Origin of the sequence: Pseudomonas marincola, from assembly GCF_900682675.2 — a bacterium.
Classification (GTDB): domain Bacteria; phylum Pseudomonadota; class Gammaproteobacteria; order Pseudomonadales; family Pseudomonadaceae; genus Aquipseudomonas; species Aquipseudomonas marincola.
The window spans coordinates 4,055,846-4,082,043 of the sequence record NZ_LR215729.2 but is presented as its reverse complement, the minus strand read 5'-3'; the positions used below and the strand labels follow the sequence as shown (position 1 = coordinate 4,082,043).

The 26,198-nt window shown below is 56.3% G+C and carries 18 protein-coding genes; 13 read left to right on the top strand and 5 right to left on the bottom strand.

Features of this window, described 5'->3' with window-relative positions; translation table 11 throughout:
• Nucleotides 1-37 precede the first annotated feature (37 nt).
• Together PMYSY11_RS18770 and PMYSY11_RS18765 are read right to left on the bottom strand one after the other, a co-directional pair.
• On the bottom strand, nucleotides 38-802 hold the full coding sequence (locus tag PMYSY11_RS18770; RefSeq protein ID WP_150547706.1) for a TOBE domain-containing protein: 765 nt from the start codon (nucleotides 800-802) through the stop codon (nucleotides 38-40).
• Nucleotides 803-884: 82 nt separating this feature from the next.
• Nucleotides 885-1,604, bottom strand: coding sequence for a ComF family protein (locus tag PMYSY11_RS18765; RefSeq protein ID WP_150549612.1), 720 nt, complete (start codon nucleotides 1,602-1,604; stop codon nucleotides 885-887).
• Between the two features lie 236 nt (nucleotides 1,605-1,840).
• On the opposite strand from PMYSY11_RS18765, the gene bioB reads away from it, so the two are divergent.
• From bioB to PMYSY11_RS18725, 8 genes are all read left to right on the top strand, one after another.
• Nucleotides 1,841-2,896 (top strand): biotin synthase BioB, encoded by a 1,056-nt coding sequence (gene bioB / locus PMYSY11_RS18760; protein WP_090509445.1) that lies wholly within the window; start codon nucleotides 1,841-1,843, stop codon nucleotides 2,894-2,896.
• Between the two features lie 132 nt (nucleotides 2,897-3,028).
• Nucleotides 3,029-4,201 (top strand): 8-amino-7-oxononanoate synthase, encoded by a 1,173-nt coding sequence (gene bioF, locus PMYSY11_RS18755; RefSeq protein ID WP_150547705.1) that lies wholly within the window; start codon nucleotides 3,029-3,031, stop codon nucleotides 4,199-4,201.
• On the top strand, nucleotides 4,194-4,925 hold the full coding sequence (locus tag PMYSY11_RS18750) for an alpha/beta fold hydrolase (protein WP_150547704.1): 732 nt from the start codon (nucleotides 4,194-4,196) through the stop codon (nucleotides 4,923-4,925). Before bioF ends, PMYSY11_RS18750 begins: the two co-directional genes overlap by 8 nt.
• The gene (gene bioC / locus PMYSY11_RS18745; RefSeq protein ID WP_150547703.1) at nucleotides 4,918-5,736 is read left to right on the top strand and encodes a malonyl-ACP O-methyltransferase BioC; all 819 of its coding nucleotides are present in this window, start codon (nucleotides 4,918-4,920) and stop codon (nucleotides 5,734-5,736) included. The genes PMYSY11_RS18750 and bioC overlap by 8 nt, the downstream gene beginning before the upstream one ends.
• Nucleotides 5,733-6,422 carry a dethiobiotin synthase gene (bioD, locus tag PMYSY11_RS18740; RefSeq protein WP_150547702.1) on the top strand — a complete coding sequence of 230 codons (690 nt, stop codon included), beginning with the start codon at nucleotides 5,733-5,735 and terminating at the stop codon, nucleotides 6,420-6,422. Before bioC ends, bioD begins: the two co-directional genes overlap by 4 nt.
• Nucleotides 6,423-6,968: 546 nt before the next feature.
• On the top strand, nucleotides 6,969-8,774 hold the full coding sequence (locus tag PMYSY11_RS18735; RefSeq protein ID WP_069898145.1) for a phenylacyl-CoA dehydrogenase: 1,806 nt from the start codon (nucleotides 6,969-6,971) through the stop codon (nucleotides 8,772-8,774).
• A gap of 237 nt (nucleotides 8,775-9,011) precedes the next feature.
• Nucleotides 9,012-10,808, top strand: a complete 1,797-nt coding sequence (locus PMYSY11_RS18730; protein WP_150547701.1) for an acyl-CoA dehydrogenase C-terminal domain-containing protein — start codon at nucleotides 9,012-9,014, stop codon at nucleotides 10,806-10,808.
• A 170-nt stretch (nucleotides 10,809-10,978) separates the two neighbouring features.
• Nucleotides 10,979-12,757 carry an acyl-CoA dehydrogenase C-terminal domain-containing protein gene (locus PMYSY11_RS18725; RefSeq protein ID WP_090509460.1) on the top strand — a complete coding sequence of 593 codons (1,779 nt, stop codon included), beginning with the start codon at nucleotides 10,979-10,981 and terminating at the stop codon, nucleotides 12,755-12,757.
• 67 nt (nucleotides 12,758-12,824) lie between these two features.
• Here PMYSY11_RS18725 and PMYSY11_RS18720 read toward each other — a convergent pair whose 3' ends face one another.
• On the bottom strand, nucleotides 12,825-12,962 hold the full coding sequence (locus PMYSY11_RS18720) for a hypothetical protein (RefSeq protein ID WP_172970636.1): 138 nt from the start codon (nucleotides 12,960-12,962) through the stop codon (nucleotides 12,825-12,827).
• Nucleotides 12,963-13,205: 243 nt separating this feature from the next.
• On the opposite strand from PMYSY11_RS18720, the gene PMYSY11_RS18715 reads away from it, so the two are divergent.
• The 5 genes from PMYSY11_RS18715 (at nucleotide 13,206) to PMYSY11_RS18695 (ending at nucleotide 22,109) form a co-directional block, all read left to right on the top strand.
• On the top strand, nucleotides 13,206-13,724 hold the full coding sequence (locus PMYSY11_RS18715) for an Hcp family type VI secretion system effector (protein ID WP_069898142.1): 519 nt from the start codon (nucleotides 13,206-13,208) through the stop codon (nucleotides 13,722-13,724).
• Nucleotides 13,725-13,860: 136 nt separating this feature from the next.
• Complete coding sequence (locus PMYSY11_RS18710; RefSeq protein WP_150547700.1) at nucleotides 13,861-15,909, top strand: type VI secretion system Vgr family protein; 2,049 nt, start codon at nucleotides 13,861-13,863, stop codon at nucleotides 15,907-15,909.
• A 102-nt stretch (nucleotides 15,910-16,011) separates the two neighbouring features.
• Nucleotides 16,012-19,224: a toxin VasX gene (locus PMYSY11_RS18705; RefSeq protein ID WP_150547699.1), complete on the top strand. Its 3,213-nt coding sequence runs from the start codon at nucleotides 16,012-16,014 to the stop codon at nucleotides 19,222-19,224.
• Entirely contained in the window at nucleotides 19,221-20,231 is a 1,011-nt protein-coding gene (locus PMYSY11_RS18700) for a hypothetical protein (RefSeq protein ID WP_239655504.1), read from the top strand. The genes PMYSY11_RS18705 and PMYSY11_RS18700 overlap by 4 nt, the downstream gene beginning before the upstream one ends.
• A 417-nt stretch (nucleotides 20,232-20,648) precedes the next feature.
• Complete coding sequence (locus tag PMYSY11_RS18695; RefSeq protein WP_069898139.1) at nucleotides 20,649-22,109, top strand: anion permease; 1,461 nt, start codon at nucleotides 20,649-20,651, stop codon at nucleotides 22,107-22,109.
• 158 nt (nucleotides 22,110-22,267) lie between these two features.
• Here PMYSY11_RS18695 and PMYSY11_RS18690 read toward each other — a convergent pair whose 3' ends face one another.
• Both PMYSY11_RS18690 and PMYSY11_RS18685 read right to left on the bottom strand, forming a co-directional pair.
• Nucleotides 22,268-24,061 carry an Lnb N-terminal periplasmic domain-containing protein gene (locus PMYSY11_RS18690; RefSeq protein ID WP_150547698.1) on the bottom strand — a complete coding sequence of 598 codons (1,794 nt, stop codon included), beginning with the start codon at nucleotides 24,059-24,061 and terminating at the stop codon, nucleotides 22,268-22,270.
• Nucleotides 24,062-24,251: 190 nt separating this feature from the next.
• Entirely contained in the window at nucleotides 24,252-25,937 is a 1,686-nt protein-coding gene (locus PMYSY11_RS18685) for a cation:proton antiporter (RefSeq protein WP_150547697.1), read from the bottom strand.
• Between the last annotated feature and the right edge of the window lie 261 nt (nucleotides 25,938-26,198).

The window sequence follows — 26,198 nt, the reverse complement described above, 5'->3', positions numbered from 1 at the left end:
TGAAGTTATTGTTGCAGCTGTGTTACGCAATTGGCGCTTAAATCGGGGTGCCCAACAAAACGTTGCTCGGCGCGCACTGCACCTGCACAGCGCTTCCTGTTTTGAGTGCCAACACTTGCAAATGCTCGGGCTGGGCCAGCGCGCAGAGGGTCTGCTGATTACTCAGGCGGATGCGTACTTCGGTGGGGCCATCTTCGGCATCAAGGATCTCGCTGATCTCCCCGGTCAGGCTGTTGTTGCCCGGTATTGCCGGTGCATCGACGGGGTGCAGTTCAAGCCAGCCGGCCTTGATCAGCGCCAATACCGGCGCGCCCAGTTGCAGTTCTAGGGTGTGCGTGCTGTCGCGGGTAATTTGCGCGGTTAATGTCAGCCCGCCCGCGAGTTCCAGCGTAATCAGGTCATTGTGGCCAAGGCTGTCGATTAGCCGGATTCGTCCATGCAACTGGTTGCGAGCGCTGGTGCGCAGCATCAGGCGACTGAGCAGATCGAGGTCGTCTGCATCTTCTGCCGCTTCGAGTATCTGGCTTTGCAGCAATTGCAGGCGCTGATACAAACGCAGCACGCGTTCGCCTTCGGCAGACAATCTGGCGCCGCCGCCACCTTTGCCGCCCACACTGCGCACGACCAGCGGTTGGTTGGCCAGGTTGTTCAACTCGTCAATCGCATCCCACGCGGCCTTGTAACTCAGGCCGGCGCTTTTTGCTGCCCGCGTAATCGAGCCTTGCTCGGCAATGTGCTGGAGCAGGGCGATGCGCTGTGGGCGGCGCACGATGTACTGGGCGAGCAGGCTGGGTAAAGACATGGGCATTCTGTTGAGTGAGGCGGTTGTCGGGCAAAGTGGCGTTTAGGCTGGCGTAAGTCAAGCCGCGCTTAGCGAGGCACGCTCAAGTGCTATCACCCGGTTTCGGCGTGCGTGCCAAACAGTAAACATCGACCCGTGTGGCGCCTGCACGCAACAGCAGGCGGGCAAGGGTGTCGGCTGTGGCGCCGGTGGTGAGCACATCATCAACCAGGGCCAGATGCAAACCGTTGACCGAGGCATCTGGGTGCAGGTTAAAGGCGTGGCGCAGGTTGCGTTTACGCGATCTGGCATCAAGTTGCTGCTGCGCGGGGGCGTCGGCGGTGCGGATCAGTACGTCTTTTAATGTGTCGATATGCAGCTGTCGGCTCAACCACTGGCTAAGCATCTGCGCCTGATTGAAGCCGCGCTGGCGTTGCCTTGTTCGCGATAAAGGTACCGCAATCAGGCCATCCGGCCTCGGCAGGCCCTGATCCAGTGCGTGCTGCACATGCTGGGTGAGCAAATCTGCCAACAGTCGCCCGAACGGCATATCGGCCCGGTGTTTGAAGCGGTTTATCAGGCTCGCCACTGGAAATTCATAGCGCCAGGGCGCTTCTACCCGTGCAAAAGACGGCCGACGTTTCAGGCATTCACCGCATGTCAGGCCGTGATGGGTGAGCGGCAGCGCGCATACCAAGCAATGCGCGCCCAGCCACGGCAGATCAGCTTCGCAACCACTGCAGATAGCCAGCGGCGGATTGTCTGCGTTGGCATCGCAAAGCAGGCACCTGCCTGACGCCCGCCAGTTCAAGGCGCGCAGCATCCGCTCGGATAGCGTTTTCAGCGGGCTCATGGCGACTCCTTGTCGGGTGTATGTGCTGTGGCGTGGTTAGGGTGATGGCTGCTTACGCTAGATCAATAATTGATCAGATGTAAACCTGTGTCTTGCTCTGGGTTGACAGCGTCAATACACAACTTATGATGCCTTAAGCCTGAATTGCGGCGCTTTGGCCGTTATCCCTGACAACAGACGCCGCCAAGCGTCGAAGGAACTCTTTCATGAATGCAACCGCATCTATCGCAACGCGTCACGACTGGTCGCTAGCTGAAGTCAAAGCACTGTTCGAGCAGCCTTTCAACGACCTGTTGTTTCAGGCGCAGACCGTGCACCGCGAGCATTTCGATGCCAACCGCGTGCAGGTCTCAACCTTGCTTTCGATTAAAACCGGCGCCTGCCCGGAAGACTGCAAGTACTGCCCGCAGTCCGGCCACTACAACACCGGCCTGGAAAAACAAAAACTGCTGGAAGTACAGAAAGTCCTGCAAGCTGCTGCCGACGCCAAAGCCATCGGCTCGACTCGTTTCTGCATGGGCGCTGCCTGGAAGCATCCTTCGGCTAAAGACATGCCCTACGTGCTGGAGATGGTCAAAGGCGTCAAGGCGCTGGGCCTGGAAACCTGCATGACGCTGGGCAAGCTGGACAAAGAGCAAACCGCAGCGCTGGCTGATGCCGGGTTGGATTACTACAACCACAACCTCGACACTTCACCTGAGTTCTACGGCAACATCATTACTACGCGCACCTACGCGGATCGCCTGGAAACACTGGCCTATGTGCGTGATTCCGGCATGAAGATCTGCTCCGGCGGGATTCTCGGTCTGGGCGAGTCGCTGGATGACCGGGCGAACCTGCTCATTCAGCTGGCCAACTTGCCTGAGCATCCGGAGTCGGTGCCGATCAACATGTTGGTCAAGGTCAAAGGCACGCCGTTGGCTGAAGAGAAGGACGTGGATCCATTCGACTTCATCCGTACGCTGGCGGTTGCGCGGATCATGATGCCGAAATCGCATGTGCGCCTTTCTGCCGGCCGTGAGGCGATGAATGACCAGATGCAGGCATTGGCGTTCTTTGCCGGTGCCAACTCGATTTTCTACGGCGAGAAGCTGCTGACCACGGTCAACCCGCAAGCCAACAAGGACATGGAGCTGTTCGCGCGTTTGGGCATCAAGCCGGAAGAACGCGAGGAACACGCCGATGAAGTGCATCAGGCCGCTATCGAGCAAGCCCTGATCGAACAAAAAAGCAGCGAGCAGTTCTACAACGCCGCGGTTTGAGCCGTTGCTGTGAACGCTGCCTGCAGGCTCATGTTCTTGAGTCTGCAGGCGCCCGTAATCGTTTGCCTGCCTTGTTACTGCAATCACTTTAGCCGCTACAGGTTTTAGTGATTGCGCACCTTCGGGACTGCTATGCCATTTGATCTCGCCACACGCCTAGCCGAGCGCCGCGCCGCGCATCTGTACCGTCAGCGTCCCTTGCTGGAGTCGCCGCAAGGTCCTGTGGTGCAGGTTGATGGCCGCGAGTTGCTGGCGTTTTGTTCCAACGACTATCTGGGCCTTGCCAATCATCCTCAGGTGATCGAAGCCTGGCGCGCGGGTGCTGCGCGCTGGGGTGTTGGCGGCGGCGCTTCGCACTTGGTGATTGGCCACAGCACGCCGCATCACGAGTTGGAGGAGGCGCTTGCCGACTTTACCGGGCGTCCGCGTGCGCTGCTGTTCTCGACTGGCTACATGGCCAATCTGGGCGCGGTTACCGCGTTGGTTGGTCAGGGCGACACGGTTCTGGAAGACCGCCTCAATCATGCCTCTCTGCTCGATGCCGGCTTGCTCAGCAATGCCCGTTTCTCGCGCTATTTGCACAACGATGCGGCCAGCCTTGCCAGTCGCCTAGAGAAGGCCACGGGCAACACGCTGGTCGTCACCGACGGTGTGTTCAGCATGGACGGCGATACGGCTGACCTGCCAGCGCTGTGCGCCGAGGCCAAAAAACGTGATGCCTGGGTGATGGTTGATGATGCCCACGGGTTTGGGCCTGTGGGCGCAACCGGCGGCGGCATTGCCGAGCACTTCGGGTTGGGCGTGGACGCTGTGCAGGTGTTGGTCGGTACGCTGGGCAAGGCCTTCGGCACCGCTGGTGCATTTGTCGCGGGCAGTCAGGAATTGATCGAAACCCTGGTGCAATTTGCCCGGCCCTACATTTATACAACCAGTCAGCCGCCCGCGCTGGCCTGCGCCACGCTAAAAAGCCTTGAATTGCTGCGCCGCGAACATTGGCGACGCGAGCATCTGGATGCGCTGATTCAGCGTTTTCGTGCAGGGGTCGGCAATATCGGCCTAGAGTTAATGCAGAGCACCACGCCGATTCAGCCAATTGTGATCGGTGACAGTGACCGCGCCATGCGTTTTTCGCAGCTACTGCGCGATCGCGGGATTCTGGTCACGGCCATTCGCCCGCCAACGGTGCCGGCTGGCAGTGCGCGGCTGCGGGTAACCTTGTCGGCGGCGCACAGTGTCGAGCAGCTCGATGTGTTGCTTGAGGCGTTGGCGGACTGCAACGCAATAATGGAGGCCGAGCATGCGTAATCGCCTGGTTCTATTGGCCGGTTGGGGCTTGGGCACGGCGCCATTGCAGCCGTTGGCAGATGCCTTGCGCGGACTCGATGAGCGCTTGCACGTCGAAATTGAACCGTTGCCAGAATTGCCAGGCAGCGACCCGCAAGCCTGGCTCGAAGAACTGGATGACCGACTGGCCGACAATGCCTGGTTGGGTGGCTGGTCGCTTGGTGGCATGCTTGCGGCCGAGCTGGCGGCCTATCGCGGTGAACGTTGTCCTGGCTTGGTGACATTGGCCAGTAATAGCAGTTTCATTGCGCTGGACGACTGGCCGAGTGCGATGGCGGCTGAAACCTTCGATGCCTTCCGTCAGGCCTGCGCGACCGAGCCTGCAACTATTCTCAAGCGATTTGCGCTGCTCTGTAGTCAGGGCGCGGCAGATGCTCGCGGGCTTTCGCGGTTGCTGGTTGGCGGCGCTCCGCATTGTCCGCCAGCAGCCTTGTTAGCCAGTTTGGATTTACTCGCTTCACTGGATACCCGTGAGGCACTGCAAGGTTATGCCGGCCCGCAACTGCATCTGTTCGCAGGCAGCGATGCGCTGGTGCCGGCTACGGCTGCCGGGCAATTGCTCGATCTGTTGGCGGATGTCGAAATCGGACTGATCGACAACGCCAGTCATGCTTTTGTGCTGGAGCGCCCGCACGAAGTGGCGGCAGCGATTGATGCGTTTTTGACCGAGGTGAGCGATGTCTGAATATATCCAGGCGTCGTTGCCCGACAAGCGTCAGGTTGCCGCCTCGTTCTCGCGTGCGGCATGCAGTTACGACAGCGTCGCTGAATTGCAGCGCACCGTGGGTCATCAGTTATTGCAGCAAGTGCCTGACGACTTGCAGCCACAGCGCTGGCTCGATCTTGGTTGCGGAACCGGCTATTTCAGCCGCGTGCTGGCGCCGCAATACGCCGGGGCAAGCGGCTTGGCGTTGGACATTGCCGAGGGCATGTTGGCACACGCTCAACCTCAGGGAGGGGCCGGGCATTTCATCGCCGGTGACGCCGAAAAGCTGCCGTTGCGCAGTGGCTCGGTCGATCTGATTTTTTCCAGCCTGGCGCTGCAATGGTGCGCGGATTTCTCCAGCGTGCTCAGCGAGGCCGCTCGCGTGTTGCGGCCCAACGGTGTGCTGGCATTCAGTAGCTTGTGCGTGGGCACGCTGTGTGAGCTGCGTGACAGCTGGCAAGCGGTAGACGGTTTTGTGCACGTCAATCGCTTCCGTCAGTTCGACGATTATCAACGGTTTGCTGCAAGCAGCGGCTTGCAGCTTTTGAGCCTGCAAACCCGCCCTGAAACCTTGTATTTCCCGGATGTGCGCAGCCTTACCCATGAGCTCAAAGCGCTCGGGGCGCACAACCTCAATCCGGGGCGTCCCGGCGGCCTGACTGGCCGCGCGCGCGTGCAGGCTTTGCTCAAGGCTTATGAGCAGTTCCGCCAACCGCAAGGTTTGCCAGCGACCTATCAAGTTGTTTACGGCGTTTTGCGCAAAGCAAGCGCCAGCGAGGTACCTGTATGAGCGCAGTATTTTTTGTCACCGGCACCGATACCGAAATCGGTAAAACCACCATTGCCGCCGGCTTGCTGCATGCCGCACGCCTGGCCGGTTATTCAACCGCCGCGGCCAAACCGGTTGCATCCGGCTGCCATAAAACCCGTGAAGGCCTGCGCAATGAAGATGCGCTGGCGCTGCTGGGCGAATGCACCTTGGCACTGACATACGATGAGGTTAATCCACTGGCTTTCGAGCCGGCGATTGCCCCGCATCTGGCAGCCCGTGAAGCTGGAGTCGAATTGAGTGTTGCCAGCCTGCGCGGGCCGGTGCAGGCGGTGATAGATAAAAGGGCTGACTTCACGCTGGTCGAAGGCGCGGGCGGTTGGCGCGTGCCCTTGGCGGGACAGGCTTCGATTTCCGATTTGGTGATCAGCCTCAAGTTGCCGGTGGTTTTAGTGGTCGGCGTGCGCCTGGGCTGCATCAATCACGCGGTGCTGACCGCCGAAGCCATCGCCCGTGACGGCCTGGAGCTGGCAGGCTGGGTCGCCAATATCGTCGATCCAGACACTTCGCGCCTTGAAGAAAATCTCGCCACGCTGGCCGAGCGCTTGCCTGCGCCTTGCCTGGGTCGTGTGCCGCGTCTGGCACAGCCGACTCCAGCGGCCGTTGCCCAGCATCTCGAGTTCAGCCTGATCGAAGAGACGCTCTAGGCGCTGGTCTTTCACGGGTGAGTTTATGGGCGTTTCAGCGTGTTGAACCGTGCTGGGCGTCTGATCCTGCGACTGCGCACCTCGCAATCACCAGGCGTATACCATTGGCGTATGTGGTTTCAGCTTTAGCCCCAAAGCTGAAATCACTGGGTTCACTCATCTGAATCCGATAGACGGCTGCGCCACTCATCCAGCTCATCGCGCCATTTCTGATAAGCCCGTAAACCTTCAAACCCTAATTCCTCCTTTATGCCACGCGGCGTATGCCTTGGTTTACGGGGCATACATGCGTTATCAGCCGCTGTTTCATCACTGCATCCCGCGAACCCGCGTGCGCCATTTTTGAGCATCGCGCTGCCGATAATGCGCGGGCGAGGGATATTTGCATCTGGCTGATTGAGGTGCTTGACAAGGCGGGGGCGTAAACGTATGTTTCAAACACCTGTTTGATTGTGGCGTTTCGTCGCGGTCAGACATGCGGGATTCACCCGTAATCGAACCCTTTTATTCGGTCATCCATACCGACCACCGCAGAGGTTATTCGCTATGCCTGATTACAAGGCCCCCTTGCGTGATATTCGCTTCGTACGTGACGAGCTGCTCGGCTATGAAGCGCATTACCAGAGCCTCCCCGGCTGCCAGGACGCCACGCCAGATATGGTCAGTGCCATTCTTGAAGAAGGCGCCAAGTTCTGTGAGCAGGTGCTGTCTCCGCTGAACCGTGTGGGTGACATCGAAGGCTGTACCTGGAGCGAAGAGGGCGTTAAAACCCCGACTGGCTTCAAAGAAGCTTACAAGCAGTATGTTGAAGGCGGCTGGCCGAGCCTGGCCCATGACGTCGATCACGGCGGCCAGGGCCTGCCTGAGTCGCTCGGTCTAGTTATCAGCGAAATGGTTGGCACTTCCAACTGGTCGTGGGGCATGTACCCGGGCCTGTCCCACGGTGCAATGAACACCATCGCTGCTCACGGTACCGACGAGCAGAAGCACGCCTACCTGGACAAACTGGTAAGCGGCGAGTGGACCGGCACCATGTGCCTGACCGAGCCTCATTGCGGTACTGACCTGGGCATGCTGCGCACTAAAGCAGAGCCGCAGGCTGACGGTTCTTACAAAGTTTCCGGCACCAAGATCTTCATCTCGGCCGGTGAACACGACATGGCCGACAACATCGTCCACATCGTGCTCGCACGTCTGCCAGATGCACCGGCGGGTACCAAAGGTATCTCGCTGTTCATCGTGCCTAAGTTCCTGCCGAACGCTGAAGGCGGCGCGGGTGAGCGCAACGCGGTTACCTGTGGCTCGCTTGAGCACAAGATGGGTATCCACGGTAACGCGACCTGCGTGATGAACTTCGACGGCGCTACTGGCTTCCTGATTGGCCCGGCCAACAAAGGCCTGAACTGTATGTTCACCTTCATGAACACTGCGCGTCTGGGTACTGCTCTGCAGGGCCTGGCTCACGCCGAAGCCGGTTTCCAGGGTGGCTTGAAATATGCGCGTGAACGTTTGCAGATGCGTGCTCTGACTGGCCCGAAAGCGCCGGAAAAAGCCGCTGACCCGATCATCGTTCACCCAGACGTGCGCCGCATGTTGCTGACCATGAAAGCGTTCGCCGAAGGCAACCGCGCAATGGTTTACTTCACTGCCAAGCAGGTCGACATCGTCAAGTACAGCCAGAACGAAGAAGAGAAGAAGCAGGCAGACGCACTGCTGGCTTTCCTGACTCCAATCGCGAAAGCATTCATGACCGAAGTTGGTTTTGAAGCGGCGAACCACGGCGTGCAAATTTATGGCGGCCACGGTTTCATCGCCGAGTGGGGCATGGAGCAGAACGTTCGCGACAGCCGTATCTCGATGCTGTACGAAGGCACTACCGGTATTCAGGCACTCGACCTGCTGGGTCGTAAAGTTCTGATGACTCAGGGCGAAGCACTGAAAGGCTTCACCAAGATCGTGCACAAGTTCTGCCAGGCTAACGAAGGCAACGAAGCGATCAGCGAGTTCGTTGCGCCGCTGGCCAAACTGAACAAAGAGTGGGCTGATGTGACCATGAAGGTCGGCATGGCTGCGATGAAAGATCGTGAAGAAGTGGGCGCTGCATCGGTTGATTACCTGATGTACAGCGGTTACGCCTGCCTCGCTTACTTCTGGGCTGACATCGCGCGTCTGGCTGCTGAGAAATTGGCTGCCGGTACCAGCGAAGAAGCGTTCTACAAGGCCAAGCTGCAGACTGCGCGCTTCTACTTCGCCCGCATCCTGCCGCGTACCCGCACTCATGTTGAAACCATGCTGTCGGGCGCCAACAACCTGATGGACATGAGCGAAGAGAACTTCGATCTGGGCTATTAATCAGCCCACCGGAAACTGCGTCGTGATGCGTTAGTTTCCGGGTTCATCGCAGGTACAAAAACCGCTGCCGTTAAACGCAGCGGTTTTTTTTCGCCTGCCGTTTGTCGCGCTCATTTATGCAGGTGCATTCAGCAAGGCGAGTTCTGTTGTTCCCGTCGCTCACACGCAGTAGCGTAGAGACATTATTGCGCGCCCCTTAAATTAGGTGCCATACGCGCCTGCTAACGGAGAATGAATATGCCTGACTACAAAGCACCGATGCGCGACATGCGCTTTCTGGTCGATGAAGTTTTTGATTTTCACTCAAGCTATGCCGCGCAGGGCGCAACCGATGCCACGCCAGACATGGTCAGCGCCATCCTTGAAGAAGGCGCCAAGTTTTGCGAACAAGTGCTGGCACCGATCAACCGCACCGGTGACGAGCAGGAGTGCCAGTTCAACAATGGCGTCGTCACCACGCCTGAAGGGTTCAAGGAAGCCTTCGCGCTGTATGTCGAAGGCGGCTGGAACGGCCTGGCGGCGGACCCAGCCTATGGCGGGCAGGGCCTGCCAAGCTCGCTGGGTCTGATGGTCAGCGAAATGGTCGGCGCCAGTAACACTTCGTGGGGCATGTATCCCGGCCTTACGCATGGCGCCATGTCGGCGATTCATGCACACGGCAGCGAAGAGCAGAAGCAGACCTACCTGACCAAGCTCACCGAGGGTACGTGGACCGGCACCATGTGCCTGACCGAAGCGCATTGCGGTACCGACCTGGGCATCATCAAGACCAAGGCGGTGCCACAAGCTGACGGCAGCTACGCGGTGACGGGCAGCAAGATTTTCATCTCGGCTGGCGAACATGACATGAGCGAGAACATCGTTCATCTGGTCCTCGCCAAACTGCCGGATGCACCCGCTGGCACCAAAGGTATTTCGCTGTTTATCGTGCCCAAGTTCCTGCCGGATTCGGCGGGTAACGCCGGAGAACGCAACGGCGTGTCGTGCGGCTCGATCGAACACAAGATGGGCATCAAGGCGTCGGCTACCTGTGTGATCAACTTCGACAGTGCCCGCGGTTATCTGATCGGTGAGCTCAACAAGGGCCTCAACTGCATGTTCACCATGATGAACCATGCGCGTTTGGGCACCGGCATGCAGGGCTTGTGTCTGGGCGAGGCCAGCTTCCAGGGCGCCATCAAATACGCCAACGACCGTCTACAAATGCGTTCGCTGACCGGGCCAAAAGCGCCGGATAAAGCGGCTGATCCGATCATTGTGCATCCCGATGTGCGCCGCATGTTGCTGACCATGAAGGCCTTCAACCAGGGCAATCGTGCGCTGGCCTACTTCACGGCGCAGTTGCTTGACCAGGCTCACCACGGTGTCAGTGACGAGGCGCGTGAGGAGGCTGAAAACCTGCTGGCGCTGCTGACGCCAATCTGCAAAGCCTTCATGACCGAAACCGGCCTTGAAGTGACCAATACCGGCATGCAGGTGTTTGGCGGCCACGGCTACATCCGCGAGTGGGGCATGGAGCAGTTGGTGCGCGATTGCCGGATCTCGCTGATCTATGAAGGCACCAACGGCATTCAGGCGCTCGATTTGTTGGGTCGTAAGGTGTTGGGCAGCCAGGGCAAATTGCTCCGTGGCTTCACCAAGATCGTGCACAAGTTCTGCGAGGCGCAGGCTGATAACGCCGAGTTCAAACCTTACGTTGCGCAACTCGCCGGCTTGAACAAGCAGTGGGGCGAACTGACTCAGCAGATTGGTATGGCCGCCATGAAAAATCCGGACGAGGTCGGCGCGGCATCGGTCGATTATCTGATGTTCTCTGGCTACGTGATTCAGGCGTACCTGTGGCTGCGTATGGCACTGGTTGCGTCGGAAAAACTGGCCGCGGGCACCGATGATGCCGAGTTCTACAAAGCCAAGTTGGCGACCTGCGAGTTCTTCTTCAAGCGCCTGTTGCCACGTACCACTGCGCACCTGGCTGCCGCTCAGGCGGGCAGTGATTGCATGATGGCCATGAGCGCTGAAAGTCTCGCTCTCTGACGAACGGCTTAACGTTTACAGACCCGCCATTCGGCGGGTCTTTTTATTTCAATAATCTGCGAACATTTCGTGGATATGCAGTCACAACTCGACCCTATGTGTCGGTAATGTTGTTCGGGTACACTCGAAAGTCTGTTGCAAATCTGTTTTTCATGTTTGAGGAATGACCCATGGCGGATTACAAAGCTCCCCTGCGCGATATGCGCTTTGTGCTTAACGAAGTATTCGAAGTATCTAAGCTGTGGGCCGAATTACCGGCTCTGGCCGAAGTGGTGGATGAAGACACCGCCAATGCAATTCTTGAAGAAGCGGGCAAAGTTACTGCCGGCATCATCGCGCCACTTAATCGCAGCGGCGACGAAGAAGGCTGCACCTGGACCAACGGCGCGGTGAAAACCCCGGATGGTTTCCCAGCGGCTTACAAGACCTACGCTGAAGGCGGCTGGGTTGGTGTGGGTGGCGACCCTGTGTTCGGCGGCATGGGCATGCCGAAAGTAATCTCGGCGCAGGTCGAAGAAATGGTCAACTCGGCCAACCTGTCGTTCGGCCTGTACCCGATGCTGACTGCCGGTGCGTGCTTGTCGATCAACGCTCACGCCAGCGAAGAACTCAAAGAAAAGTACCTGCCTAACATGTACGCCGGTACGTGGGCGGGTTCCATGTGCCTGACCGAACCGCACGCAGGTACCGACCTTGGCATCATCCGCACCAAGGCCGAGCCACAGGCTGACGGCAGCTACAAGGTCAGCGGCACCAAGATATTCATCACCGGCGGTGAGCACGATCTGACCGAGAACATCATTCATTTGGTTCTGGCCAAGCTGCCAGACGCGCCAGCAGGCCCTAAAGGTATCTCGCTGTTTCTGGTACCGAAGTTCATGGTCAACGCTGATGGCTCGCTGGGCGAAGCCAACAGCCTGTCGTGCGGCTCGATCGAACACAAGATGGGCATCAAGGGTTCTGCGACCTGCGTAATGAACTTCGACGGTGCTACCGGCTACATCATCGACGCGCCTAATCGCGGCCTTGCAGCCATGTTCACCATGATGAACTACGAGCGTCTGGGCGTAGGCATCCAAGGCCTGTCGACTGGCGAGCGTTCTTACCAGAGCGCGATTGAATATGCCCGTGAGCGTATTCAGAGCCGTGCGCCGACTGGCCCTGTGGCGACTGATAAAGCTGCCGACCCGATCATCGTTCACCCCGATGTACGTCGTATGCTGTTGACCATGAAGTCGCTGAACGAAGGCGGTCGCGCTTTCTCCAGCTACGTTGCCATGCAGCTCGATACTGCCAAGTTCAGCGAAGACCCAACGACCCGCAAGCGTGCTGAAGAGCTGGTTGCATTGCTCACGCCGGTGGCCAAGGCCTTCCTGACCGACGCAGGACTGGAAACCACTATTCACGGCCAGCAGATCTTTGGCGGTCACGGTTTCATCCGTGAGTGGGGTCAGGAGCAGCTGGTTCGCGATTGCCGTATCACTCAGATCTACGAAGGCACCAACGGTATTCAGGCGCTCGATCTGGTTGGCCGTAAGGTCATCGGTAGCGGCGGTGCGTTTTACAAGCACTTCGCTGACGAGATCAAGGCGTTCACTGATTCTGCCGACGCATCGCTGGCCGAATTCGTTGAGCCGCTGAAGGGCGCAATCAGCATCCTTGAGCAGATGACCGCTGACCTGCTGGAACGCGCCAAGAGCAACCCGAATGAAATCGGTGCGGCTTCTGTTGAATACCTGCATGCCTTCGGCTACACCGCTTACGCTTACATGTGGGCACTGATGGCGCGCACTGCGCTGAGCAAGCAAGGCGAAGATGATTTCTACGTCAGCAAGCTTGGCACTGCACGCTTCTACTTCGCCCGCGTTCTGCCGCGTATTCACTCGCTGAGCGCCTCGGTCAAAGCCGGTAGCGAAAGCTTGTACCTGCTCGATGCAGAGCAGTTCTGATAGCCGGGCCGCGCGGCTGTTTAGCGCGGCTTAAGCTGTATCAAGGAAACGCCCCGACTGATTCAGTTCAGATCGGGGCGTTTTCGTTGTGGGCTTGAGCGGCTTGTTCCATCCGTTCATTGTCCTGCTCAATTCGCCGTTCCTGAGCGAAACGATGATGCGCAGTTTGTTGCATCGCGTAGTCGCTCAAGCTGATCAATTGCACGTCAATCTCCAGCGGGGCCGAGGCGAATGCGTTATGGCAACTTCACGTAAGTGATCGAGCAAGTTCTTGCTCACTTTTAAGTGATTTCAACTGGAGTGCGTGACCGCAAAAGCTCATGCAAAAGCTAAGCAGTTGATTGCTTGTGGTTTTTTAGTGCGTGGCATATTTCTTGTGTAGGTAGGGGGGACGCTGGCCATTTAAATCGCCCGCGCACTCCCTTCAATTAGTTCAAGGAATGTACTAATGCCTACTCCCGCCTATCTCTCCATCGAAGGCACCAAACAAGGCCTGATCACCGCTGGCACCTTCACTCAGGACTCAGTCGGCAACATCTATCAGGAAGGTCATGAAGATCAGGTTCTGGTCGAAGCGTTCGAGCATCAGGTGATCATCCCGCGTGACCCGCAATCCGGTCAGCCGACTGGCCAGCGGGTGCACAAGCCGCTGATGATTACCAAGGTGTTTGATAAGTCTTCACCGTTGCTGTTCAGCGCCCTGACCTCTGGCGAGAAACTCAGCAAGTGCCGCCTTGAGTGGTTCCGTACGTCGGCAGCCGGAACTCAAGAGCATTACTTCACCATTGAGCTGGAAGACGCGATTCTGGTGGATATCCAGTCGCGCATGCCGAACTGCCAGGACCCTGGCCTTTCGCACTTCACCCACCTTGAAGACGTGTACTTCACCTACCGCAAAATTGTCTGGACTCACGAAGTGTCAGGCACCTCCGGCTCAGACGACTGGCGCACGCCGGTTGCCGGTTAAGTCCGGTTGGGCGCTGTGCTCTAAAGCGATTTGAGAAAGCGCCTACACCACATGCAGCCTATGCCTGGCGTTATTGGTATTAGGCTGCGTGAGGTTTTCAGCTGAGAGTTGCAGCTCATCACGTAAGGAACATGGAATGTTCGCGCCAGCCAACCAAGCCTCGTTCACCTTGGCGATCGAAGGGCTTGATCACGACTTTAAAGTGTTGGGATTTACCGGCCGAGAAGCACTGAATCAGCCTTATGCTTTCGATGTCGAGCTGGTCAGTGAACAGCCTGATCTTGCGCTTGAAAGCCTGATGCACAAGCCGGTTTTTTTGCAGCTGTCGGCAACCGGTAGCGGTGTTCACGGCCTGATCTATCGAGCTGGGCAAGGTGATGCAGGCAAGCGTTTAAGCCACTATGAAATCACCATTCGCCCGCAATTGGCGTACCTCGAACACAGTATCAATCAGCGTATTTTCCAGAACCAGACCGTCGAGCAAATCATCGAACAAGTGCTTGAAGCCCACGGCATTCTCGGCACGGCTTATCAGTTTCACCTTGGCGCGGTTTATCCGGCCCGCAACTACTGCGTGCAGTACGATGAATCAGACCTGCATTTTATTCAGCGCCTGTGTGAAGAGGAGGGGATTCACTACCACTTTCAGCACAGCCGCGACGGCCACATTCTGGCCTTTGGAGACGACCAGACCGGCTTTCCAAAACTTGCTCCCACCGCCTATCAGCAAGACTCCGGCATGGTCGCCGATGAGCCGGTGATCAAACGCTTTAACCTGCGTACGCAAACCCGCACCACACGCGTAACCCGCCGTAATTATGACTTTGAAAAGCCCAGCACAAAGCTTGAAAGCGCTGCAGAAACCACCTTCATGCCCGACCTTGAGGATTACGATTATCCGGGGCGCTTTACTCAGCAAGAGCACGGCAAACAACTCACCAACCGGGCTCTTGAACGCCAGCGTAGTGACTATGAATTGGTTGAGGGGCGCAGTGATCAGCCGAGTCTGGTAAGTGGTCACTTTCTTGCTCTGAGCAATCATCCAAAGTCTGAGTGGAATGACTTGTGGCTGATCAATGAAGTGCGCCATGAGGGCAAACAGCCGCAAGTTCTCGAAGAGTCAGTGAGCAGCGATACGACCGAGCTCAAGGATGACTTCGACCACGGCTATCGCAATGTCTTTATTGCTACGCCTTGGGCGGTGATTCATCGGCCCCCTTTACGCCACCCCCGACCGCGCATTCTCGGCAGCCAAAGCGCAGTGGTTACCGGCCCTCAAGGGCAAGAAATTCACTGCGATGAATATGGCCGGGTCAAGGTTGTGTTTCATTGGGACCGCGCCGGCATTGTTGATGATAAAAGCAGCTGTTGGTTGCGCGTAGCCTCAAGTTGGGCAGGCGCCAAATATGGCAGCGGCGTCACGCCGCGCATCGGCATGGAAGTGCTGGTGAGCTTTTTGGAAGGCGATCCCGACCAGCCATTGATCAGTGGCTGCCTGTATCACAAAGAAAACAGCGTGCCTTATCCGCTGCCCGCCAACAAAACCATCAGCACCTTCAAGTCCCTCAGTTCACCCGGCGGCGCCGGCTTCAACGAACTGCGAGTCGAAGACAAAAAAGCCCAGGAGCAGATTTTTATCCACGCTGAGCGCGATTGGGATCAAGAGATCGAGCACGACCAGAAAATCACCGTGCTCAACGAGCGTCACGACACGGTTACCGCCAACAGCTACAGCGAGTTCAAAGCCGAAGAACATCGCACCACGCATGCGGATCGCAAGGTGGAGATAAAAACCGATGATCATTTAAGCGTTGGCCAGGATCAGCACATCAAACTCGGCGTCGCCCAACTGAGCCACGCAGGCAGTGAAATACACATACAAGCGGGACAAAAAATAGTCATCGAAGCCGGCGCTGAAATCACCCTCAAAGCCGGCCCCAGTTTTATCACTATTAGCGCGTCGAGCATCAAAGCGGTGGGGCCAACCATCCGGCTCAATGCCGGTGGCAGCCCAAGCAGTGGGCGAGGGGCTACACCGGTGCTGCCGGGGCAGGTGGAGACTGCGGATAGTGCTGAGGCGGGCAGATTGTTAACTATCGCACAAGGAAACGCGTTGTTAAGGGAGAAGCCGGTATGCCTCGTATGTGCAGCGGCAGAGCAGGAGGCTCGTAAAGATGCAGTTTGAATTACTTGAAATGCCAGCTGATCTGTCATGGCAATTACTGGCCTACCTGTGTACGCAACAGGAATTCCTTTCCTCAGGGCAACTTGCACAAGGAGTTGGCCTGTGAGTAATCCTAATCTGCTCGACAAAAGCACGACTGATGTCCGAAGCCCAATCGGCGTATGTCCCGCCTGGCAAAATGAGGTGTTTATCGTTCCAGTGCGTTACGCCCTGTCTGAGCATCCAGCACAGCACAGCTGCTTCAGCCTGCCTGGCACAACCGAAAGTCACCCGATGGCACTGCGCCGACTGCGCGCGGGTTACTTATATCTTTGGCATGCACGAGGGCCGCTCAAGCGATATGCGATTGCCGCCGATGGTTGCTTACAGCTACAGGGGCTTGATGATCCACACAGCGAACTAGCGAGCGCCAGTGATGCTGGGATTGCCCTGAAAAAGACTCATGACGCCTGGCTTCTCTACACAGAAAGACCCATTGGTTCAGAGCACTACAAACAGTTAGAGAATGCGCAGCAGCGCTCTGCACGGATGCGCAAAATAGCCTTGCCTCAGGTTGCAATTGATCTGCACAGCACACACTCTCCAAGGCTGGAAGATTCGTCGACATTGTTGGCAGAACTGATGCCTGAAGTGCGCGAGCAAGCACTGGCAGAAGACCAACAAAAAAATGGGAAAGCGTACGCCGAAGGCATTGAGCAACTTAATCAGCACATGCTGGAAAATCCCTCATTCGACAACATCAAATCCTATACCGACGCCATGCTCTGGCAAGACCAGCGTGATAAAGCTGCCGCTAAATACCCCGACGCCAGTGAGCAGCCAATTGGACAGTGGAGTGCAGTGCCTTGGGATGTCAGCGGAACAGAGGTGTGGCTTCAGCGTGCGCAGAGCCAGGCGGCAGGTCTGTGGTCAGTATTCGCTGCAGTTGATGATGATCTGGGCGTACTGCGGGATATAAATCACGAGCAAGAGCAACTAGAAGAGGATCACAGCCAATGGGTTGCGGATAACAATATTCGCCTGACCGTTGGCGGGTTCGTTCGCAGCCTGATCCAAGAAGACGGCGGCGAAGTTGCCAGCATGCTCAATTACCGTTTTCAAGGCCACGACATTCGCATGACGTCGGAGCAAGGCGAGCTGATGCTCGAAAGCCAGCACCAGCTTGATCAACTGCTTGCAGAGGAAACGCGGATCAATCAGGGCCGTGGGCAGATCTATTCCCATGAGTCGGCTGACGCCTTGCTCGGAAAGATTCATCGCGATATCGAGGCAACTCTAGCGCCAGTAAAACAATTCTTACCTGCAGAGCTGAATAGCCAGGCGCAATTAGTAATTAGCCAATATCGCAAGAGCAAAGTCAGCAACCTGGAAGGGGGGCAGGGCAGCGCCAAAGTAGCTGAGTACATCGACCTTGAGCGGATGAACACATGGTTGGAGGACACCGCTCCGGCGCATTTTCAGTACGTTGAAAAACGGCACGAAGCGCTCTATGCCGATCGCGGCCAGTATTTACGTCGCCACAGTAGCGGTACATGGTTTGTCGATTATGAAGCTTCAGAGCAGCTCGACTGGCTCGACCAGCTTGCTGTCGCCTGTCTCAGCGCTCAGTGCATTCGACAGCTGGGGGCTGAGCAGTTCAACACGTATATCCGCTCCCCCGATGAGGGCGCATTACATTTAGTTTTCATGGCGTGGAGCCCTTCATTGGAAGGTGTGATCAACAGCCAGACACGCATCAGCGAAATAGTCGAGGCACTGAGCAGCGACAACCTCGCCAACACTCGGGCACTGCTGGCGCAGACTCTCGATGAATCTGCCTTGCGTGCACTGGACCGCGTTGCTAACGACGTCGAAGGCGTATGGGCCGCAATAGTCAGCCGCTTAGGCGCATCGCTACTGGCCCTTAAAAGTCAGGGAGGTGTTTCTAAGCAGTGGCTGGCAACGCTAATCAGTGTGCGGCTGGGCAATGACGCGTGGCTGACATCGCGTGCAGTGAACGGTGCCACGGTATGGCAACTGCTGGGCAACAAGGCCAAGGCGCTAAACGACTGGAGCAGACGCACAGCCGAGGCGATTGGCTTGGGTAGCGCAAAAGACATCCTTGATTCTCCCGCGATTAAGAACAGCGGTGGATTGTTGCCTTTGGCGGCTTTGTTGCTCAACGGACTCAATGCAGAGAATTATCTTAGCCAGGCCGCAAATCTTGATGTGATGGATCAACAGCGTATGGCAGAGACAGTCTCTGCGAGTCTTTATGCTGCTGCTGCATTGACCGCAGTGGTTGATAGTTGGGTACGAGTTGGTAGGGGGATTCAGGAGTTAAAGCTAGGTAGGTCTCTTGCCCCTACCTTGACGCTATTCGGTGGGTTTCTTGGCTTAATTTCGGCCGCCGCTGCATTTAATGAACATGTTTCAATTCAAAATAAAATTGAAAGTGCACAAACCCGGATTGATCCTTGGCTAAGGGTGCGCTATGGCATTGTGGCTGGGCAGTTTGCAGTTTTCACAGCTCAAGCTGTATTAGGCCTTGGGCTCACTTCGATGCGTTTGGCGGGCATGATTGATACCGCCACAGCTATCGCTCGTTTTAAGCTGGGCATGGGGCCAATAAATTTATTGCTGCTAGGTCTTGGCGTTGCTTATTTTTATACTTGGTTGAAGCAAGCGACTCCATTGCAGAGTTTTTTAGCTGGCTGCTGTTGGTCGCATACGCGTGCTGTCAAATATGAAAAAATTGTATCTGATGAGCAAGCTAGTGAGCTTGAGCAGCTATTAAAGCTGCTCTACACCCCGCGTGTAAGTGTTGAAACTAGCGGCAGCCTGTTAGGTTCATCTAGTTATATTAACCAGTTGAGTATAGACCTGCCCGGCGCGATACCCACAACCGCACGTTTGGCTTTCGCTTTAGCGGGTAACCCAGTGTATATGCCCGCTTCTCATGGGCAATCATTGTTTGGTGGTGGCCGTATGATTGATATTGGTGCGCACTGGCTAAGTACCAGTGAATGCACATGGATCCCAGCAACTGAAGGTCAGGGGTTACGTCTAAATGGGCCATTCTTGATTAATCATCTATTCGGCTCCCAGCCAAGAAAAGTCTCAATGCGTTTGGGTTATCACAGTCCCATCGCCAGTTTGGCAGGTGTTGAACCCATTGTTGGAGGGGTTCATGGCTTGGCATTCACTGTAGATAGTGATTGCGAAATATTCGAATTGCGCTCAACGGAAATGCCAAGCGAATTAATCCAGGCAACCATTTACCCCCTTGGTAACGCTGAGTGCTCAATATACCTGCAACCTAAAGGTCATCCATGAGTACCCCTCAAGCGGGAACAAGTAAAAAGGGCTTCATGTCACGAGATGACTATCTGGCTCCACTAGCCATACCAACAGGACAGTCACCAAAGGATGTTTTGAATACGATTTGGCGCAAGAATGATGTTTTTATTGATATCGGTGATTACAGTGTTGGTTCATTTGTACTTGTAACTTGGCCATTAATAATCACCTTTGGAGCCTTTACTTACTTTGGGATATTTGGAAACTTTGGTTGGATGTTCTGGTGGATGTTTGCATGTTTTGTTGCTTTTCCTGTGATCTTGTTGGCGTTAATTTTATTACGCACTGTTCCTCTTCCTGTTCGGTTCAATCGTCAGCGCCGCGAAGTATGCGTGCCACAAAAAGACGGTAGTTACTGGATCGTACCTTGGGAAACTGTCACCGCTGCCGCGACTCAAACCTCATCTGTAAGTCAGGCGGGAAAAACCACGCAAGGTTTGTTAGTCGTTGGCTTTAGAAACCCCGACCCTAATGCCAAGAAGGGCAAAACTGACTGGAGCATGGGCTTTAACTGTGGTGGTGGTAAAACGGCCATGTGCCTATGGGAGTGCATGCGCAGCTATATGGAAATTGGCCCTGAAGTTGTGTCCGATAACACTTATAGGTTTTCTCGGGAGAAAGGTATTTGGGCTTCATATGTCGATGATGTATTCGAAGCAGCAGAGCGGAAAGGCTGGTTTTTGGCGCTGTTATGGGAAGGCTTTTGCGGTCTAATAGTTTTCAATACTCTGCTTATTGACTTGATTGAGCGTAGAAAGTTAACGCCCCCTCCTGATTTAACCGATCCCACCATCATTGAATGGTCAAAACCATTGCCCCCAGAACAATGGGCCAAGCGTTCTCCAGAACTGGATTTGGCGATAAAACAGCGTGAAGCCGAGCTTGAAATTATTCACGCCGAAGAAGCTGCAAAAGAAGCGGCCTATCGTGACTCGTTGCCTAAAAGCACACGCCCTGAAAAGTCTAACTGGCCAACTGAATAGCTATGAGTACTCCTACTGCAGTATTGATTGAGCTGACTATGGAAGTATTTGTGTGATGAGCTACATGCGCTTCTATGCTGCCACAGCCTATAACCCAGCTAATATTCCTGGCTAACCCAGTCAGTAGAGCGCTGTGACACTGATTTAGAAACTGTTGTGTAGCCACTAACTAAGCCCGGCTATCGCAGCGGACGATGGCGCTGTTTCAGCGCAGTCAAATCTTAACCATGCGCACAACTGCCATGTCTCCCCGCCAGAACATCCATCTCTATTGATGCAAGACACATCAGGCTCCGGCAACAACCAAGACAATAGCGCGCCGTGGCTGGCTCTGCGCCGCAATTTGCGGGCCGCCAGCTATAGTGAATCAGCAGCATCCGTGAATTAATTTTTCTGCGCTGGAGCAAGGAGCGCCGCATGTCCTACGCAAAGCCGATCCCCTCAATGGTCGCATTGGCTCTTGGGTTAATTATTTGGTTTGTGATTCCAGTGCCAGAAGGGGTGACCCCGCAGGCGTGGCATCTGTTGGCGATCTTCATCGGTACGATTGCTGGGATTATCGGCAAGGCCATGCCGATTGGTGCGCTGGCGATTATCGGCATCATGCTGGTTGCTATTACCGGGGTGACGAGTGACAAGCCGAGCCAGGCGATAGCCGATGCACTGAGTGGCTTTTCCAATTCGCTGATTTGGTTGATTGGTATCGCCATCATGATTTCGCGGGGCCTGATCAAAACCGGGTTGGGCAATCGGATCGCGTATTACTTCATCTCCATATTTGGTAAACGCACGCTCGGGATTGGTTACGCGTTGGCCATTTCCGAGTTGACGCTGGCGCCGATTACGCCGAGTAACACGGCGCGTGGCGGGGCGATCATGCATCCGATCATGCGTTCGATTGCAGATAGCTTTGGCTCAACAGCGGAGAAGGGCACTGAGCGCAAAGTGGGTGAATACCTGGCGCTGGTGAACTACAACGCCAACCCAATCACTTCGGCGATGTTTATTACCGCCACAGCGCCCAACCCGCTGATTGTGAGTTTGATTGCCAAGGGCACGGAAGCGAATATCACTATCAGTTGGGGCATGTGGGCGTTGGCCGCCTTGGTGCCGGGCATCGTTTCGTTGCTGGTGATGCCGCTGGTTTTGTATTTCTGCTTCCCGCCTGAATTGAAGCAAACCCCGAATGCGACGGCATTTGCCAAGGAAAAACTCAGTGAGTTGGGCGCGTTCAAACTCAATGAGAAAATTTTGCTTGGGGTGTTCGCCCTCCTGCTCTTGTTGTGGGCTGGCGTACCGGCAGCGATCTTTGGGCCGGAGTTCAAGTTTAATGCGACCACTGTAGCCTTCCTTGGGCTCTCAATTTTGCTGGTGACCGGCGTGCTGACCTGGGATGACATCCTCAAGGAAAAGACGGCCTGGGATACCATTACCTGGTTCGCGGCGCTGGTAATGATGGCCGGCTACTTGGGCAAGCTTGGCTTGATTGGCTGGTTCTCAGGCGTCATTCAACAAAACGTCGGTGCGCTGGGCTTCGGTTGGGCTGGGGTGATTGCGATGCTGGTGTTGGTGTATTTCTACGCCCACTACTTCTTCGCCAGCACCACCGCACACATCACCGCGATGTACGCCGCTTTCCTCGCCGCCGGTATTGCGCTGGGCGCTCCGCCGTTGCTGCTGGCGCTGATTCTGGCGTTCTCTTCTTCACTGATGATGTCGCTCACTCACTACGCCACTGGCACCGCGCCAATCGTTTTTGGTTCCGGCTTTGTGTCGCTGGGTCGTTGGTGGATAGCGGGCTTCATCATGAGTGTTGTCAACTTGCTGATCTGGGCGGTCGTCGGCGGTGCGTGGTGGAAGGTGTTGGGTTATTGGTGAAACGATTCCAGCTCAAGCAACCTTCGCTGGAGGCGTGCGCAGTGCGATGAGTCTGGATTTTGCTAGCTCAGCTTGAATGGCCCGCGTTCCCATCAGGCTGAGCCGCGGGCCAAGGCGAGACAGCGCAGGCAGCAGCTTCCAGCGGCTATTGTTCACTTTCAATAGTCGTACCACCTGAGTTCGAGCTTCAAAGTGTTTTCCGGTGTACTCAAGTGGCTGAACTCGCGTTCTGCCGCCAAGCGCAGGCCAAGGTTGGATGAAATTTCCCATTGTTGGCTCAGCGCCATGCTGCGGCGAACTTCGCCGTTGATGAAGTAATCGTTGTTGACCTCGGCGAGCATGTTGCCCAGCGGGTTGCGCCACAGCAGACCTGTGTTGAAACCGGCGGCAGGCACCAGATAGGCGGCGAAGTCACTGTGGTGCTCGATACGCATGGTGGCGAGGGCAAAGGCTTGTACGTTGTCTGTCAGGTTCCAGCTGCCACCCGCACCGCCGTTGATATGCGCGGCTAATACTTCATCGTCGTCTTTGCCGGGCACGCGTTCGAAGCCAGCGGCGACTTGCCATGACAAAGGTTTGAGCAGTTCGCTGCGCGGCGTCAGCGAGCGGATACTGACCAGATCGAGGTTCTGCAGCTGCCAGTGGTTGCCTTCGTACTGGCGCAACTTCATCTGCATGATTTCAATCTGCGCGCCTGCCGGAAATCCATATTGGTTGTCGTTGAGGTCGTGATACGCCATGCGCAGGCCGTACTCGGCAAACGCTTTGTCGCCGCGGCTGCCTGCGCCCAGTTGCCAGGTGCGGGATTCATGGCCTTCTTCCGGGAGCCCTGGTCGTTCTACTGCAAGTTCGGGCGGTGGATTGCTGTTGATTTCACGCAGCAGATTGAAGCTGCGTTTCACCGTTTGCGGTTCACGACCTTCACCGCTGGCGCGATAACGCAGCAGGCGGAATGCTGCATCGGTGATCAGCGCGCGGCGTGCTTGTCCCAGCTTTTTGAAGTTTTCGTCTTCAAGGGCAATGTCTTCATCGGCCAGGCGTTCAACCCATACAAGCTCGCTGGCATCAAGTGGATCTGTGCGGGTGACCAGTTCACGCTCCCGTGAGGGGCGATAATCCGTGCGCTCGATCAGGCCTGCTTGTTTGATCGCCCGAACGGTGTCAGTCGGAATCGCGGTGATCGGGAACTGGTCTGTCAGCTCTAGGCCGGGACGCGCGATTTCAAGCAGTTCGAGCAGGCGGAATGAGCAGTTCTCATCGAAGAAGAAGTAATCAAAGCGGATGTCTTTGAGTTCCCACACGTGCTGGATCATGCGACGGGTTTCAACCGGTGTCAGGTTCAGCCGGTACTCCCACAGGTCGCGGTTTTCCAGGCTGCGGTACTCGGCCAGCTTCTCGCGATAAGGCACCAGTGAGAACAGCCCCGGATAGCCGCCCATCAGGCCTTTCCATGCATACAGAATGCTGTTGTCCATGCCCTCGATGTACGCGCCAAAATTCAGTGCGTAGCTGAGCAGGGCGGTGTTGTTGCTGTCGATGTCGGCCTGATCAATGCGCAGCAAGGTATGGCCAAACATGGACGACGGGCTGTTCAGGTAGGCGGCTGGAAACACCAGCACGGTGCTGTTAGGGGCGACATCGGTCATCCACTTGTCGTATTCGGCGCACGTTGGCTGCGGCAAGTCGCTGAGCTGGAGTTGTTCGCTCAGCCAGCGAGTACGGGCCGGATACCGACATTGTGCATGTTCGTCGTTCAGCGGCGTAGGTTGGTATATCGCTTCAAGGGTGGCGCGCAGCTCCGCTTGCGGGTTGCTGGCGCCATCTTCGGCAAGGAAGAATTTCTGCTCATCGACGTAACTGCGCCAACCGCCGAGCTTGCCGGTTTCGTAATGACCGAGTGCAATCCAGTACGGGTCGCTGGCCAATTCGTTCAGGCGGGCTTCGCTCGGCATTGGGTTTGCCTGCGTCGCGCCGGCGATGCAGAGCAGCGCAAGGGGTAAAGTCCGTTTCAAGTAACACTCGTGGTTGTCCGCCTATGATTCCTGAGCTTTGGCGATGGAGCCGTAAAGTGTCAAGCGCAACGCACGCATACCGGACCTTTCAAGGCCGGTTGCGGTGATCCGGATATTGTCTGTGTGCGTATTAGTCCTGTGTCGGCAGAGCAGCAACGTGCGGCGGCGCGGCTGGTTTGGATGCCGGCATGCACTCGTCAAGCAGGCGGCGGGCAGCGCTTTCGGCGGCGTCTGCATACGGGATAAGGACACTGCCAGCGCCCGCATGGCGGAACGCCTCGGCGTCGCCTTCATGGAAAGCGCTCAAGGTGATTTGCCCCTTGAAACCGTTGCTGCGCAGAGCGCGAAACAGAATCGCGTTGACCTCGCGCTGCGGAATGGTGCTGACCATGAGTTTTGCGTCATGCAGCGGCAGATGAGCCAGAAAGTCGGCGTCTTCTGCGTCACCGTAACAAACACTCAAACCACGGGCTTTCGCCAGCTTCAACTCGTCTGGCGCAAAGTCCACGCCGAGCACGCGTTTGCCGGCTTGTTGAAACTGTTCGGCCAATAGCCGCCCGTAGCGGCCCATGCCATAGATAATAATCTCCGGATGCCGCACCCGATTCGGTGTGTCGGAGGCTGTCTCGCGGTAGGCAACTTTACGCTCAAACAAACTCAGCATTGGCGCCAGGCGCGCAAACAGTGGCTGGGTGTACATCGCCATGTATGTCGACAGGGTAATTGTGATCAGCGCCACCAGCGTGATCAGGCCCAGCGCGGAGGGATCAATCACCTCGAGGCCGACACCGACGCCGACAAAAATAATCGAGAACTCACTGATCTGCGCCAGCGTCAGCCCCGCGACAAATCCGGTGCGTTTGCGATAACCCAGTGCGCCGACAATCGGCATGATGATCAGCGGTTTACCGATCAGGACAAATGCCGAAAGTACCAGCGCCGGAAATATCTGACCGTTGATATGACTGAAGTCGAGCTGCATGCCCAGATAGAGGAAGAAGAACAGCAGGAGAAAGTCGCGCAAGCTGGTCAGGCGGCTTGAGATGGCTTCGCGCAGCGGTGTCGAGGCCAGAGACACGCCCGCGACAAAGGCACCAAGCTCTTTGGACAAACCAAACGATTCGGCAATGCCAGCCAGCGCGGTGCCCCACGCCACTGCAAACAGCATCAGCAGTTCGGGGGAGCGTGACATGGCCTTTAGCAGCCATGGCATGGCCTTGCGCGAGATGAGGTAAATCCCGGCCACGGTAATCAACGCCAGCACACCCAGCCAGAAAAGGCTCATGGGTTGTTCAGCCGTGGCTTGTTTAGGGCTGAGCAGGTTGAGAACCAACATCGACGCGACTACAGCAATGTCCTGAATAATCAGGATGCCCATGGCGATTCGGCCATGCAGCGAGTCGATCTCTTTCTTATCCGAGAGCAGTTTGACCACGATAATAGTGCTGGAGAAGGCCAGCGCCATTGCCATGTACAAGGACATGCTGCTGCTCATGCCAAGCAGGATGCACAGCCCGTAACCGAGCCCGAGGGTCAGCGCTATCTGGCAGGTGCCGGCGATCAGTGCAACGCGGCCCAGAGAGCTGATCAGTTGAGTGTCGAGTTTGAGTCCGACAACGAACAACAGCACGGTAATGCCTATCTCGGCGAGCAGCGCCAGTGGCTCCATTTCACTGCTCAAGCCCATGAAGCTTGGGCCTGCAAGAATGCCGACTACGATGTAGGCGATGATCAAGGGCTGTCGCAACTTCAAGGCAATCGCGCCAAACAAGGCCGATAACACCAGTAATGCTGCGACTTCCTGAAATAAGCTCATGCGTCTGAATCCCTGATAGATGTATTGAGCATAACGCTTGGGCATCGGGCGAAAGCTGCGTTGTATCAGTATGGTGGCAGTTAGCCGTTGTGAAAGCCGAACATGACGTGGCGAATCAACGTCGTATAACTGCTAGGTGTGTTGCCATGTCCCATGAGTTTTGCCAGTGCGCTACACAACCTTGCACAGATATGCGGTTATCGCTTGTCGAGGCGGCTCGATACAGCCATGATTTCTCATGCGTGTGCCCCTCGTACAAGG